Below are 13382 nucleotides of genomic sequence, written 5' to 3'. Positions count from 1 at the left end.
CGCGGGAGCCGGGTCCGGGCCGGCCGATCAGCGGCAGGGCTCCCGCCGACCCGGGGCCGCCGCCGCGTCGGCTCCGGCCTCCGCGAGGCGACGGGCCAGTTCCCGTAGGCCGGCCGCGTCCAGCACGCGGTCACCGAAGCCCGGCAGCGGTACGTGCAGGCGGGCCGTCCAGGACTCCGGGACCGCCGCCGCGCCGTACCGCGCCCCGGCCAGGATGCCGGTGACCGCCGCCACCGTGTCGGTGTCGCCGCCCAGGTCCACGGCGGCCCGTACGGCGTCGGCGAAGCCCGTCGTGGTGCGCAGCGCCCACACGGCCGAGCCCAGGCAGGGCCACACCGCCCCGTTGAACTCGGTGGCCAGGTCCGGATGCCAGTCCGGGGCGAGGACCCGCGCGTACCGTTCCCGGTGATCCGGGTGCACCTGCGCCAGCGTCGCGGGGAGCGCGGACAGGGGATCGCCGCCCTCCAGTGCCACGCGCACGAGCTCGTGCAGGACGGCCGTGCCTTCCCAAGCGGCCCGGTCCCCGTGCGTCAGCGCGGCGATCCGCCGGGCGGCGTCCATGGTCGGCTCCCGCCCGGAGGGGGCGAAGTACACCGCCGAGGTCGAGGCGCGCATCAGGGAACCGTTGCCCGCCGCCCGTGCGTTGGTCTGGAAGTGCAGCACGGCGGCCAGGTCCCACGGGTCGCCGCTCGTCAGCACGATCTCCGTCTGCAGCCCGATGTCCTTGGGGTCCCCGGCCGCCCAGCGCCGGAACCGGCCGAATACGTCGGGGAGTTCGAGCCCGCCGCGGTCCAGCAGGGATTCCCCGACCAGCACCGCCATCTGCGTGTCGTCGGTGGCCTCGCCCGGATCCCATCCGCCACCCCCGCACATCTCCTCGCCCCGGGCGCTCAACTGCCCGGCGGGGCCGAACTCGTAGGGCGCGCCGAGCGCGTCCCCGGCCGCCGAGCCGAGCAGGGCTCCAACGGCACGGTCGGCGCGGTCGGTCCGGATGGTCACGGGGTCTCCTCGTGCGGTCCGGGGCAGACGCGGTCCAGTACCCCGCGGGTGAAGGCGTCCAGGTCGTCGAGTCCGGCCGCGGCCAGGGTGGCCGGGGCGCCCGTCAGGAGGTGGAGGACGGCTCCGTGCAGCGCGAGGGTGAGGGCGCGGGCCTGCTGCGGACCGGCCGGCAGTCCGGCGGCGGCCAGCAGGTGCCCGAACGCCGCGAAGTCCGCCGTCGCGATCGGGTCCAGCAGCTCCGCCAGCCACGGCCTTCGGGTCGCCTCGGTCTGGAGCTCCAAGTAGGCCACCATGCGCGGCCGCCCGGCTCCGGCCGTATCGCGGAGCAGTCCGGTGAGCAGCGCGGCGAGTCCGGCCCGGTCGGCTGGTCCGGGCCCGGCCCCCGCGAGCCGGTCGGCGAGCGCCCGGTACTGCTCCAGGCAGCGCCCGGCGACCGCGCGCAGGAGTGCGTCGCGGGTCGGGAAGTAGTTCTTGGCGGTGCCCGGCGGCACGTCGGCCGCCGCGTCGACGGCCCGGTGCGTCAGGCCCCGCCCGCCCGCCTCGGCGAGCACCGTGATGGCCGCGTCCCGCAGCCGGTCCCTTCGGTCCTGGTTCACCTTGTCAGCATAACCACGTCCGTGGTACCACAGATGTGGCACCACGGGTGTGGTGGTCGGCTGGGAGCGACTCGAACGAGGGGTGTGCCGTGGGCGCGAGTACCGGGGGCAGGGGCAGGGGCACGGACAGGGGTAGGGGCAGGGGCAGCGAGAAGGGCTCGGCGGTGGTCGTCGGCGCCGGGGTCGGCGGCCTCGCCACCGCCATCGGCCTGCGCCGGGCCGGATGGGCGGTGACCGTCCTGGAGCGCCGGGCCGAGCCGGAGCAGTACGGCACCGCCTTCGGCATCCATCCCGCGGCCCAGGTGGCGCTCGACCGGCTCGGCCTCGGCGGGGCGCTCCGAGCGCGCGCGGTCCCGTACCGGGACGCGCAGATCCGACGCCCCGACGGCCGGGTCCTGGCCGCACTCCCGCTGGAGCGGATCGAACGCAAGGCGGGCCGACCCGAACTCCTCATCTCGCGGCCCTACTTGATCGACGCCTTGGTCTCCGAACTCGCCCGGCTCGGAGGCACGGAGATCGCGTACGGCCAGGCCTACGAGGCTTCGGCCGCGCGGGGCGCAGACCTCCTCGTCGGCGCCGACGGCATCAACAGCGCGGTCCGCACCGCTCGCTTCGAAGGCAGGAGCCGGTCGCGCGAGCTCGGGTCCACGGCCTGGATCGGCACCGCCGGATTCGAGACCGGCGTCTACGGCGAGACCTGGGGCCGGGGCCGCTTCTTCGGGATGACCCCGGTCGAACCCGGCCGCACCAACTGGTACGCCACCGTTCCCGAGGCAACCACGGCGCAGGAACTGCGGGCCGCCTTCGCCGACTGGCACGACCCCATCCCGCGCGTGCTCGCCGACACCGACCCGCGGACCTGGATCCGCTACCGGATGCGCCACCTCCACCCGGCGCTGCCCTGCTTCACCCGCACGGCCCCGCCGGGACCGGTCGCCCTGGTCGGCGACGCTGCGCACGCCATGACCCCGAACCTCGGCCAGGGCGCCTGCACCGCCCTCCTCGACGCGGAGTCCCTCACCCGGGCCGTTGCCTCCCATGACGCCGGAGGCCTACCCGCCGCCCTGCGCGCGTACGAAGGCGAGCGCCGCCGCAGCGCCCAGCGGGTGGCATTCGGCTCCCGGACCCTGCACCGTTTCATGACGGTCCGCCGCCCGGCCCTGCGGGACGCACTCGTCGGCCTGCTGCCCGGCTAGCCGGACCAGGCCAGGCCCGTCCCGGCCGGGACGTCTCGGCTAGGCGGTCCCGGCCGAGGCCAGTCGGCGTTCCAGTTCCTCCCCCGACACGTCCTCCAGGTGGGTCAGGAAGATCCACGTGTGTCCGTACGGGTCTCGCAGGTGGGCCGTCCGGTCGCCGTGGAACTGGTCCGCGGGCTCCTGCAGCACCTCCGCGCCCGCCGCCGCGGCCGTCCGGACGAGTTCGTCCACGTCCGCGACGAACACGTGCAGCGCCACGGACGTACCGCCGAGCGCGGTCGGTGCGGCGAACCCGCCGGCGGCCGTGTCGCCGAGCATCAGCACCGCCCCGCCGACGCGCAGCTCCGCGTGCAGGACGCCGCCGCCCGGTGCGTCCAGCCGGTATTCCTCCACGGCCCCGAAGGCCCGTGCGTAGAAGTCCAGGGCGCCGACCGCGTCGGCCACCATGATGTGCGGCACCACCGCCGTGCGATAGCGCTCCGGGATCGTCTGCCCCGACACCTCTGCCGCCTCTTTGTTCGTCATGTCCGCGACCGTAGGACCTCAAGCGCGATTCAGGTCAAGAGGCCGGTGGCGTCCGTGCGGAACGTGAGTACGCTGCTACACATGACGGGTCACCCCCCGGGGCCGCTCTGGACGGGCCGGGCCTCCAACCGCGTGCAGTGGGTCCTCGCCGGAGCCGGTGCGGCCTGTCTCGCGCTCGGCATCGAGCTCGCGGTCGACCACGCCTGGGGCGCCGGCATCGTGGCGCTGCTCATGGCGGTGATCGGCTGCCTCGCCGCGGGCCTGCTCATCCTCTTCGGCACCCTCGCCTTCGTGCACGCCGCCGTCACCGTCGACGCCGAGGCCATCGAGGTGCGCTGCGGGCACATAGGGCTGCCGCGGCGCAGGATCCGGCTCACGGAGGTGGAGGCCGCCGAGTACGTGCCCCGGATCACCCCGCAGCAGTGGGGCGGCTGGGGCTACCGCTGGCGTCCCGAACGCGGCACCGCCGTCATCGTCCGGCGCGGGGAAGGGCTGGAACTCCGGCTCGGCGACGGCAAGCTCTTCACCGTCACGGTCGACGACGCGGAGAACGCGGTCCGGGTGATCCGCACCCATCTGCGCACCCTGGCCCACTGACTCCGTCACCGGCACAGCGAGGGGACGTACACTCCGCCAGATGAGCAGCAGTGCGACCCGCGCGGCCGGGAACGAAGCCGGGAACGAAGCCGGGAACGAAGCCGGGAACGAACCGCAAGGGCAGGCGGAAGCGGGAACGGAAGACGGCGTGCGGACGCGAGCGCCCCGGGCGGCGGGCGTTGCGGGTTCCCCCGCGCGGCGGTGGGCCGGACGGCTGGCGCGGCCCGGGCTCGCGCTCCTGTCCGGAGTGTTGCTCTACCTCAGCTTCCCGCCCCGCACGCTGTGGTGGCTGGCACCCCTCGCGCTCGCCCTGCTCGGATGGTGCCTGTACGGGCGCCGCGCGCGGGCCGGGTTCGGCCTCGGTGTGCTGCACGGGCTCGGCTTCCTGCTGCCGCTGCTCGTCTGGACCGGCGAGGGTGTCGGCCCCGTGCCGTGGCTGGCGCTCGTCACCCTCGAGTCCCTGCTGATCGGCCTCACGGCCCTCGGCATCGCCCTCGTCAGCCGGCTCCCCGGCTGGCCGTTGTGGGGCGCCGCCGTCTGGATCGCCGGCGAGGCACTGCGCGCCCGGGCCCCCTTCGGCGGCTTCCCCTGGGGCAAGCTCGCCTTCGGCCAGCCCGACGGGGTCTTCCTGCCGCTCGCCGCGCTCGGCGGCACCCCGCTGCTCTCCTTCGCCGTGGCCCTGTGCGGATTCGGGCTGTACGAGGTCCTGCGCGTCGGCGCCGACACCCGCCGGGCCACCGCCGCGCTGCTCGCCGCCACCGCCGTGGCCGCCCCGCTCGCCGGGGCGCTGGCAGCCCGGCCGCTCGTCTCCGACGCGGCCGAGGACGGCACCGCGGTGGCCGCCGTCGTCCAGGGCAACGTCCCGCGCGCCGGGTTCGACTTCAACGCCCAGCGCCGCCAGGTCCTGGACAACCACGCCAACCGCACGATCCAGCTCGCCGAGGACGTCAAGCTCGGCAAGGTCGCGAAGCCCGACTTCGTCGTCTGGCCGGAGAACTCCTCCGACATCGACCCGTACGCCGAGCCCGATGCCTACGCCGTCATCGACAACGCGGTCAAGACCATCGGGGTGCCCGTCGCCATCGGCTCGGTGCTGGCCCCGCAGACGGGCCCGCTGCGCAACACGATGATCCTGTGGGACCCGGTCAAGGGCCCCGTGGACACCTACGACAAGCGCAAGATCCAGCCCTTCGGCGAGCGCATCCCGATGCGCTCCTTCGTCCGGCTCTTCAGCTCCGACGTGGACCGGGTGCGGCGCGACTTCGGCCCCGGCAAGGAGCCCGGCGTCTTCGACATGGCGGGCAGCGGAGTCGGCATGGTCACCTGCTACGAAGCCGCCTTCGACGACGCCGTCCGCTCCACCGTCCGGGCCGGCGCCCAGGTCATCGCGGTGCCCAGCAACAACGCCACCTTCGGCCGCACCGAGATGACCTACCAGCAGCTCGCCATGGACCGGGTCCGGGCCGTGGAGCACAGCCGGACCGTGCTCGTGCCCGTCACCAGCGGGGTCAGCGCGGTGATCCGCCCCGACGGCGAGATCGTGCGGCGGACGAAGATGTTCACGGCCGACGCCCTGGTCGCCGAGATCCCGCTGCGCTCCACGCAGACGCCGGCCACCCGCTTCGGCCCGCTCGCCGAGTACCTGCTGCTGGCCGTCGCCGCGGCCGGTCTCGGCTGGACGCTGGCGCGCCGCCTCCGCAGGGCGTCGTAGGGACGTGGGCCGCGAGGGGCCGCCGGCCTCGTAGGGTCGGGGGATGACCACACCTGACTTCATCCGTACCCTGCGCGCCACCGCGGGTCACCAGTTGTTGCTGCTGCCCGGGGTGACCGCCATCGTCGTCGACGACGACGGGCGGGTCCTGCTGGGCCGGCGCGCGGACACCGGGCGCTGGTCGGTCGTCGGCGGGATCGCCGAGCCGGGGGAGCAGCCGGCCGAGACGGCCGTGCGCGAGGTGTACGAGGAGACGGCGGTGCGGTGCGTACCGGAGCGCGTGGTGCTGGTGCAGATGCTCCCGCCGATGACCTACCCGAACGGGGACGTCTGCCAGTTCCAGGACATCACCTTCCGCTGCCGGGCCACGGGCGGGCAGGCGCGGGTCAACGACAACGAGTCGCTGGAGGTGGCCTGGTTCGCCCCGGACGCGCTGCCGGAGCCGCTGGAGTCCTTCGCCGTCGACCGGATCCGCCAGGCCCTGCTCGACGAGCCGACCTGGTTCGAGGCCTCCGACGCGGCGGCCCTCGGCCTCTGAACGCCCCGGCCCCGCTCCGGCCCCGCCCCGGCCCCCCGGCACGGCAGGCCGGGCTCAGCCGTTGTCGGCGGCCTCGCGGTACAGCTCCACCGCCTGGTCGCCCATGACCGCGCTGTACGAGATCTCCGGCACGGTCCCGCCGCCCTCGTGGCCGCCGAGGACGCCCGCCAGGGCGCCGTCGACGAGCCACGGGCTGCCGCTGGTGCCGCCGCTGAGGTCCGGGCACTCGATGCGGCGCTGGGTCTCGGAGAACAGCGTCGTGCCGTTGGCGCAGGACAGCGGGGACTCGTCACGGCTCGGGTAGCCGACGACGGACACGGTGGCGTCGGCCGGCTGCTCGGCCGCGACCGGGAAGCCCCCGACGAGCTCCTCGATCTCCCGCCCGTCGACCGCGGCCACCGTCGCGAAGGCGATGTCGGCGTCGGGGTCCTCGCCGTCCGTCCAGCCCGGGGCCACGTACATGTCGGTGAGCTTCCACAGGCCGTACGGGGCTTCGCCGTCGCGGTAGCCGGGGGCGAAGTAGGTGGTGTCCAGGCTGCCCAGGCAGTGCGCGGCGGTGGCGATCACATCGCGGTCCTCGCTGCGCACCACGGACGCGGTGCAGAAGTGTCCGCCGTCGAGACCGCCCGCGAACAGCGCGCCGACCCGCGCGGACGTCGCATCGGCCGCGGCCGTGCCGGTGACCCCGAGCGGCGGCTCGGCGAACGCGTCGGGGAGGTCGACGCCGGTCAGGGCCGTCATCACGGCCAGCGCGAGCAGGACCCTGGAGGCGCGCCGGCCACGGGCACGGGCGCGGGGGCGGCGGTCCGGTCGGGAGGAAAGGCGCTGGATCATGTTCCGAGCCTCCCGGGTGAAGCTGTGACCGGAACCGGGGAATCCGTGTGAATCCGCTGTGAATCTCCCGCGGCGGGTCCGCCGCGGGTCGGCGGTGGGGTCGGCTGCCGCGGATCGCCCGTGTCCTGATCCGCGCCCCGTACCGGTTCGTCGCCGACCGGATGCGCACCGAACAGCTCAAGGACCGCACTTCCGGCGGCTGGCGCGTCCACTACGAGGCGGTCGCCTGCGCCCTGGCCTACCGCATCGACGCGGTGCCCGCGCCCTGGTCCGGCCCCGCCGCCGCGGGGGCGGACCCATCGAGGTCCCCACCCCGGTGGACCGCAAGCCGTCGGACGGATAGCCCGTCCGGGTCAGCCGCGCCGCTCGTACACCGTCACCCGGCGGCCGCGGACCTCCCGGTCCTCCACCACGGTGAACTCCGCCCGCAGGACGGCAGCCTTCGCCCGGTCCGCCGCGGAGCCCGAGGGCTTGGCCGCCTTCCGCGAGTCCGTCACCAGGAGGACCCGCCGCTGCTCCCGCAGGGCCGCCGAGATCCGCGCCGGGTCGGCCTCCTCGCCCTTCAGGGTCCCGGACTCCGCGGGGCCGCGGGACAGGGCGATGTCCTTCAGGCCGGCGAACGCCCCGGGCGAGACCAGTGCGGTGTCCCGCCGGGCCGCCGGGACGAAGAGCACCGCGTCGCCGTCCCGCTTCAGCAAGGACACCTCCCCGGCCACCGCCAGTACGTCGTCCACCCGGCTCGCCGGAGACCTGTCGGCCAGGGCCACCGGCAGCAGAGCCACCCCCGAGACCGCGACCACGACCGGCACGAGCGCGCCCGACGCCTTCGGGTACCGGGGCGCGAGGGCCCGTACGGCCGCGCCCAGCGCCGCTCCGATCAGCAGGGCCAGCCCCAGCATGGAGAACAGCACGTACCGGTCCAGGAACAGCGGCTGGATCAGGGAGGCGGCGGCCAGCCCCAGCAGGGGCACCGACAGCAGCGGCAGCCCGACCGAGGCCGCCGTCAGCCGGGTGGGGACACCGGTGCGCGGCCGGCCCACCCGGTCTGCCCACGCGCCCAGCGCACCGACCGCCAGCAGGACGCCCGGGCCGATCATCATGTGCCAGGTCAGCGCCGGTATCCAGGAGACCTGGCCGGACTGGGTCCGGCTGAACAGGATCAGCGGCAGCGCCCCCGCCAGGGCCGCCGCCGAGGCGAGCAGCCAGGGCGTCACGACACCGCGCCGGGCCCGCGCCCACCACAGGGTCACCGCGTGGGCGGGCAGGATCAGCAGGGAGAACCAGTTCAGCAGGGCGCAGACCAGCACGAGGGCCCCGTACGCCGTCCAGCGCGGCCACGTCCGCCGCGCCGGGCCGGCTCCGGTGCCCGCGATCAGCGAGACCAGGAGCAGGGTCGACAGTCCGGCGCCGCCCGCGATCAGCGCGTAGGACCGGCCCTCCTGGAGCTGGAACTGCACGGCGGGCAGCAGGCCGAGGGCCAGCCCGCCGCCCAGCCCCGCCCACGGGCCCGCCAGCCGGCTCCCGATCAGCGCCACACAGCCGGCGGCGACCGCGACCGCCAGCACCGAGGGGAGACGCAGGGTGGTCGTGCCCGCTCCGAACACCTCGAAGAGCGCGTGCATCAGCAGGTAGTACAGGCCGTGGACCGCGTCCACGTTCCCGAGGAGGTGCCAGATCTCACCGGGGGTGCGCTCCGCGACCTGCCAGGTCGCCGCCTCGTCGCGCCACACGCTGTTCTGCCGGGAGAGCCCCCACAGACCGAGCGCCAGCGTCCAGAGGACCGGGACCAGCCACACGAGGGACGGCTGCCGCCGGATGCCGGCGGATATGTGCGAAGTCATGAAAGCGTGACGATCCTCGGTCAACAGTTCGGGCGGAAACCACCAGTCTATGGACGATACGGAGGGTTCCCGGACCGGGTGTTGTGCACGACGGAGCGTGATCAACGGACCCGCCCGCCCCTAGCCTCGCGGCAGCAAGGTGCGCAACAGGCACGCAGCAGGCACGCAGGAGCACGAACGAGGGGCGGTACCCGGTGAACTGGCTGATCCACGACTACCGCGAGAGCGATCTCGCGGCCGTTGTCCATCTGATCGACACCACGGCCGAACTCGGCCAGGAGTCGGTCTTCTCACTCGCCGAATGCATCAGCGCCCTCACCGACCGGCAGCCCTGCGTGGTCGCCGTCCACCAGGGCGTCCCCATCGGCGCCGCCCTCGCCTGCGTCACCGGCGAACGCGCCTGGGTCATGCGCATCGCCATCGCCGCGGGCTGGCGCGGCCGGGGCCTGGCCAGCGCGCTGCTCGTGGAGCTGGAGCGGCGGCTCATCGCCGCCCGCGTCGGGCGCATCGCGTACGTCCTGCCCGAGGAGGACCTGCTCGGCGAGGGCCTGCTCAACGCCGGCTACACCCGCCAGCCCGCCGTCGCCTACTTCGAGAAGACCGAGCCGCTGCACGGCCCGGCCGCCGGTCTCCTGGACGACCTCGGCGGCCGCTTCCTGCCGAACGACCTGTGGGCCAAGGTCGCCGGCATGGAGACCGAGAAGGACCTCATCGAGCGGCGCGTGGTGCTGCCGCTCGCCGAGCCCGAGCGGGCCGCCGCGCACGGGGTGCGGCCGCCGCGCGCCATCACCCTCTTCGGCCCGCCCGGTACCGGCAAGACCACCTTCGCCCGGGCCATCGCCTCCCGGCTCGGCTGGCCCTTCGTGGAACTGCTGCCCTCCCGCCTCGCCGACGAGGGGAACCTCGCGGCCGCCCTGCGCGACGCGTTCGCCCGCATCGCCGAGCTGGAACGAGTGCTCGTCTTCATCGACGAGGTCGAGGAGATCGCGCCCGTGCGCACCGAGCCCGCCCAGCCCGGCGGCATCCACGGGGTGACCAACGAGCTGCTCAAGCTGATACCCGGCTTCCGCGAGGGCGACGAACGGCTGCTGGTCTGCGCGACGAACTCCATCCGCTCCCTCGACCCGGCCTTCCTGCGCCCCGGCCGCTTCGACTACCTGATCCCGATCGGCACCCCGGACGCGGGCGCCCGCGCCGCGATCTGGGCCCGGTACACGGCGGGCCGTCCCGATGTGGACGTGGCGGCGCTGGTCGGGGCGAGCGAGCTGTTCACCCCGGCCGACATCGAGCACGCGGCGCGGATCGCGGCGCAGGTGTCCTTCGAGCGGGACCTGGAGGCGGTGGGCGCGCGCGGCGCGGCGGCGGCCCAACTGGGCGCGAGCACGGAGGACTACCTGGCGGCGGTGGCGCAGTGCCGGCCGACGGTGACCCCGGCGATGACGGGAGAGTTCGCGGCGGACATCACCGCGCACGCCCGCTTCTGAGGAAGAAGCGATCCGCGCCGCCCGCCACGGACGGGCAGGCGAGATGGCCCGCAGCCACTCCCCAAAGCGGCTGCGGGCCTCCCGCGCGGACTTGGCATCCGTGCGGGACAGCCACGTTCCGGTGGGGTGTGTCGCCGGCTGGAACGTGGCAGCAAGGGTGCCGTGAGGGCCATCCCTGATGCCCTCGCCAACACATTCGAGTCAACCAGGAGCGGGGGTGGCGGCGCCTCGGCCGCACGGCCACGACCGCCCCGGCCGGAAGGACGGGTCGGCGTGCCCGGGCCGTTGGCCGAAAGGAGGACCGGGGTTAGGGTCGGGCCATGGCCTTCGTCGTCTTCATGACCCTTCCGGGGCTGGCCCTGCTGCTCACCGGCATCGCCTTCCTCGACTTCACGCTGGAGCGCGCGGGCCGTGCCGGTCTGCTGCCCTGGCGGTGGAACGGCCGCAAGGGGCAGATGTCCGCGACCGGCTTCGAGCAACTCCACGCGAGCTTCTCGCCGGGCAAGCAGAACGAACTCAAGGAGCGGCAGAGCGCCCTGGTCATGCGCGACGACGAGGAGGACGGCGCCCCGCCCCGGTCCCGCGTCGACCTCGACGGCGGGCTCGCGGTGATCCGTCTGCCCGGCGGCGCGCGTCCTGGCGGTCGTTCCTGAAGGCAGCACCCGCCGGGTGCGGTCCGCGTCGGACCGTGGCCGGTGGCGTCGGCCGCTTACGGGCGGCAGCGGTACGTGAACTCCGCGGCCGCTGTTCGCCGTACGGGCGAGACGAGCTCGAGCTCGGCCTTCGCGGGGTGGGTGCCCTCGCCCTGGAAGGTCCACAGCAGGTGCAGGCGGGCCTCCTTCCGGCCGCTGGGGACCCGTTCGGTGAGCTGCTCCGAGCGGGTGCCGTCACTGCGGAGCCAGCGGTACGTGAGGACCCCCGGCCGCCCGTTGGTCCGTACGACGGCCACCACGTCGGCGGTGCCGTCGCAGCCCGGACCCTTGGCGTCGGTGGTCACCACGGTGTCCCGGACCTCCAGGGCCGGGCCGTAGCGCTGCCAGGCCAGGTAGCAGAGGACACCGATCAGGACCACGGCGGCCAGGGTGTAGCGCCGCCATTCGCGGCGGCGCCGGCGCGGGGCCGGGTCGGGGAACAGCGGGAACGGCGCGGGCAGCGCGGCCGTCACCCCCGGTCCGAAGCGCAGGACCGAGCCCTCGACCCGGTCCGGCACGGCCCCGACCGGCACGTCGAACCGGGCGGTCGGGCCGGTGCGTCCGGTCGCACCGGCGCCGTCGAGCCGCTCGGTCCGCTCCGTGTCCCGGGGCGGTCCGGTGATCCAGTGGCTGCCGAGCACCGTGGCGCTGTAGTCATCGTCGCCCTGCGGGGCGCGGGGATCGCTCATGCCGGCTTGCACCCCCTGATGTAGATGCTCTGGACGGAACTCTGGTTGGCGGCGGCCGGTGTGGTGGTGGCGCGGACGCTCCAGTAGCAGCCCGAGCCCTGCGCGAAGGTGTGCGCGAGGGTGTGCGTACCGAGGCTCCCGGCTCCGAAGGGGACCGTCTGACGGCCGTCGGGCACGGTCAGCGCGCCCTTGGTGTCACCCGTGAACCACTCGATGACCAGGGTGTACGGGCCCGCGCCGTCGCTTTCGACGGAGAAGGCGGCCTCGGTGGTGCCGGGGGCCGTCTGCCGGAAAGAGGTGACGTTCACCGCGGAGATCTTGACCTTCGGGGTCGGGGTCGGCGTGGGGGTCGCGGACGGGGTCGGGGTCGGGGGCTTGGTCACCGTCGCTGTCGGCGTCGGAGTCGGCGTGGGCCACGTGTGGCTCGGGCTGGGGCTCGGGCTCGCCGACGGCGAAGCGGATGCCGACGCGGTCGGTGTCGGCGTGGGTGTCGGTGTCGGTGTCGGCGAGGCCGACAGGCTGGGTCCGGGCGCCGGGGTGGCCGGGCCCGGCGCCGACGCGCTCGACGTCGCGAAGGCGTTCAGCGCCTTCGCGCCGCCCGACTCCGAGCCCACCGCCTGGTAGCCGAGGACGGCCACCAGCCCGAGCGCGAGCGCGGCCCCCGCCGCGAGCAGACCGCGCCCGCCCGGGGTCCAGGGCGAGGGCGGCGGCAGGACCGTCGTGGCCAGTGCCGTGGAGCCCTGCGCCGGGGCTCCCGCGGAGGGGAACAGCAGCGGCAGCAGGGCCGCCAGCGCGGCCAGCTTGCGCTGTCCGCGCTCCTCCCACTGGGGCCCGTACGCCGCCAGGGCCACCGCCTCCAGCTCCGCGACGAACGCGTCGGCGTCCTCGGGCCGTTGTTCGGGGGCCTTCGCCAGTCCCCGCCGGATCAGCGGGCGCACCGGCTCGGGCGCCTCGGTCTCCGGGACCGGCGCCTCGATGTGCTGGACGGCGAGCTCCGCGAAGTTCTGCCCGTCGTAGGGCTTGCGGCCGGTCAGGCATTCGAAGAAGGTCGCGGTCGCCGCGTACACATCGGCCGCGGGCGAGGCGGGCCGGCCCTGCCACTGCTCCGGGGCCATGTACGCGGGAGTGCCCGCCGCCCCCGGCGTGGTGCCCAGGGGGGTGGCGATGCCGAAGTCCACCAGCTTGGACGTCCCGTTGGCCGCGACCAGGACGTTCGCCGGCTTGTAGTCCCGGTGGACCACACCGGCCCGGTGGGCGTCGGCGAGCCCGAGCAAGGAGCCCTTCAGCAGGACCAGCGCCGCCTCCGGTCCGGTCCGCCCGCACTGCTTGAGCAGGGAGTTCAGCGGGATGCCGTCCACGAGTTCCATGACGATCGCGGCGCCGCCGGGCGCCTCGACGTACTCGTACAGCCCGACCACGTAGGGGGAGCGCAGGGCGCCGAGCAGCTGGGCCTCCGCCCGGAACTCCCGGACGAAGACCGGGTTCTCGAGCATCCGGTCGTTCAGGTACTTCACCGCGACGGCCGTGCCGGTGCCCTCGTGGACGGCGAGGACCACGCGGCCGCTGGCGCCCGAACCGAGCTCGCGGACCTCTGAGTAACCGGGAACCGACCACACGCCGTTCATGCCTTCCCCCTTGCCGTGGCGTGACCGCGCCCCGGAGCCGCTCCTTCCAGGGGAC

The 13382-nt window shown here is 74.6% G+C and carries 13 protein-coding genes; 6 read left to right on the top strand and 7 right to left on the bottom strand.

Annotated features, from left to right (window positions below; all coding sequences use genetic code 11):
* Window positions 1–27: 27 nt before the first annotated feature.
* Window positions 28–999: an ADP-ribosylglycohydrolase family protein gene (locus OG247_RS06560; protein ID WP_327251330.1), complete on the bottom strand. Its 972-nt coding sequence runs from the start codon at window positions 997–999 to the stop codon at window positions 28–30.
* Window positions 996–1595, bottom strand: a complete 600-nt coding sequence (locus OG247_RS06555; RefSeq protein ID WP_327251329.1) for a TetR/AcrR family transcriptional regulator — start codon at window positions 1593–1595, stop codon at window positions 996–998. The genes OG247_RS06560 and OG247_RS06555 overlap by 4 nt, the downstream gene beginning before the upstream one ends.
* A 164-nt stretch (window positions 1596–1759) precedes the next feature.
* Between OG247_RS06555 and OG247_RS06550 the strand changes: the two genes are divergently transcribed.
* Window positions 1760–2791, top strand: a complete 1032-nt coding sequence (locus OG247_RS06550) for an FAD-dependent oxidoreductase (RefSeq protein ID WP_327251328.1) — start codon at window positions 1760–1762, stop codon at window positions 2789–2791.
* A 39-nt stretch (window positions 2792–2830) separates the two neighbouring features.
* Here the strand turns inward: OG247_RS06550 and OG247_RS06545 are convergent, their stop codons facing one another.
* Window positions 2831–3316 carry a VOC family protein gene (locus tag OG247_RS06545; protein ID WP_327251327.1) on the bottom strand — a complete coding sequence of 162 codons (486 nt, stop codon included), beginning with the start codon at window positions 3314–3316 and terminating at the stop codon, window positions 2831–2833.
* Window positions 3317–3397: 81 nt separating this feature from the next.
* Between OG247_RS06545 and OG247_RS06540 the strand changes: the two genes are divergently transcribed.
* Genes OG247_RS06540 through OG247_RS06530 form a run of 3 tightly spaced genes read left to right on the top strand, consistent with a single transcriptional unit; the run spans window position 3398 to window position 6162 of the window.
* Window positions 3398–3913 carry a hypothetical protein gene (locus tag OG247_RS06540; protein ID WP_327251326.1) on the top strand — a complete coding sequence of 172 codons (516 nt, stop codon included), beginning with the start codon at window positions 3398–3400 and terminating at the stop codon, window positions 3911–3913.
* Between the two features lie 40 nt (window positions 3914–3953).
* Window positions 3954–5624, top strand: coding sequence for an apolipoprotein N-acyltransferase (gene lnt / locus OG247_RS06535; RefSeq protein ID WP_327251325.1), 1671 nt, complete (start codon window positions 3954–3956; stop codon window positions 5622–5624).
* Between the two features lie 43 nt (window positions 5625–5667).
* Window positions 5668–6162, top strand: a complete 495-nt coding sequence (locus tag OG247_RS06530; RefSeq protein ID WP_327251324.1) for an NUDIX hydrolase — start codon at window positions 5668–5670, stop codon at window positions 6160–6162.
* Between the two features lie 54 nt (window positions 6163–6216).
* Here the strand turns inward: OG247_RS06530 and OG247_RS06525 are convergent, their stop codons facing one another.
* Together OG247_RS06525 and OG247_RS06520 are read right to left on the bottom strand one after the other, a co-directional pair.
* Window positions 6217–6996 (bottom strand): trypsin-like serine peptidase, encoded by a 780-nt coding sequence (locus tag OG247_RS06525; protein WP_327251323.1) that lies wholly within the window; start codon window positions 6994–6996, stop codon window positions 6217–6219.
* Between the two features lie 353 nt (window positions 6997–7349).
* Window positions 7350–8837, bottom strand: a complete 1488-nt coding sequence (locus OG247_RS06520) for a hypothetical protein (protein ID WP_327251322.1) — start codon at window positions 8835–8837, stop codon at window positions 7350–7352.
* Window positions 8838–9031: 194 nt separating this feature from the next.
* Here OG247_RS06520 and OG247_RS06515 point away from each other — a divergent pair, with 194 nt between their 5' ends.
* Window positions 9032–10321: an ATP-binding protein gene (locus tag OG247_RS06515; protein WP_243340769.1), complete on the top strand. Its 1290-nt coding sequence runs from the start codon at window positions 9032–9034 to the stop codon at window positions 10319–10321.
* Window positions 10322–10641: 320 nt separating this feature from the next.
* Window positions 10642–10974: a DUF6191 domain-containing protein gene (locus tag OG247_RS06510; protein ID WP_327251321.1), complete on the top strand. Its 333-nt coding sequence runs from the start codon at window positions 10642–10644 to the stop codon at window positions 10972–10974.
* 56 nt (window positions 10975–11030) lie between these two features.
* Here the strand turns inward: OG247_RS06510 and OG247_RS06505 are convergent, their stop codons facing one another.
* Together OG247_RS06505 and OG247_RS06500 are read right to left on the bottom strand one after the other, a co-directional pair.
* A complete protein-coding gene (locus tag OG247_RS06505; protein WP_327251320.1) occupies window positions 11031–11702 on the bottom strand; it encodes a hypothetical protein in 672 nt (223 codons plus the stop codon).
* Window positions 11699–13327 carry a serine/threonine-protein kinase gene (locus OG247_RS06500; protein WP_327251319.1) on the bottom strand — a complete coding sequence of 543 codons (1629 nt, stop codon included), beginning with the start codon at window positions 13325–13327 and terminating at the stop codon, window positions 11699–11701. Before OG247_RS06500 ends, OG247_RS06505 begins: the two co-directional genes overlap by 4 nt.
* Window positions 13328–13382: the final 55 nt, after the last annotated feature.

The organism is Streptomyces sp. NBC_01244 (genome assembly GCF_035987325.1).
Classification (GTDB): Bacteria; Actinomycetota; Actinomycetes; order Streptomycetales; family Streptomycetaceae; genus Streptomyces.
The sequence above is the reverse complement of the archived record's forward strand: the minus strand, read 5'-3'. Positions and strand labels throughout refer to the sequence as shown.

Bases quoted from the DNA above. Each gene is read 5' to 3' on its own strand.
- OG247_RS06545 (WP_327251327.1), bottom strand. From the start codon at position 3,316: ATGACGAACAAAGAGGCGGCAGAGGTGTCGGGGCAGACGATCCCGGAG.
- OG247_RS06540 (WP_327251326.1), top strand. From the start codon at position 3,398: ATGACGGGTCACCCCCCGGGGCCGCTCTGGACGGGCCGGGCCTCCAAC.
- lnt (WP_327251325.1), top strand. From the start codon at position 3,954: ATGAGCAGCAGTGCGACCCGCGCGGCCGGGAACGAAGCCGGGAACGAA.
- OG247_RS06530 (WP_327251324.1), top strand. From the start codon at position 5,668: ATGACCACACCTGACTTCATCCGTACCCTGCGCGCCACCGCGGGTCAC.
- OG247_RS06525 (WP_327251323.1), bottom strand. From the start codon at position 6,996: ATGATCCAGCGCCTTTCCTCCCGACCGGACCGCCGCCCCCGCGCCCGT.
- OG247_RS06520 (WP_327251322.1), bottom strand. From the start codon at position 8,837: ATGACTTCGCACATATCCGCCGGCATCCGGCGGCAGCCGTCCCTCGTG.
- OG247_RS06510 (WP_327251321.1), top strand. From the start codon at position 10,642: ATGGCCTTCGTCGTCTTCATGACCCTTCCGGGGCTGGCCCTGCTGCTC.
- OG247_RS06505 (WP_327251320.1), bottom strand. From the start codon at position 11,702: ATGAGCGATCCCCGCGCCCCGCAGGGCGACGATGACTACAGCGCCACG.
- OG247_RS06500 (WP_327251319.1), bottom strand. From the start codon at position 13,327: ATGAACGGCGTGTGGTCGGTTCCCGGTTACTCAGAGGTCCGCGAGCTC.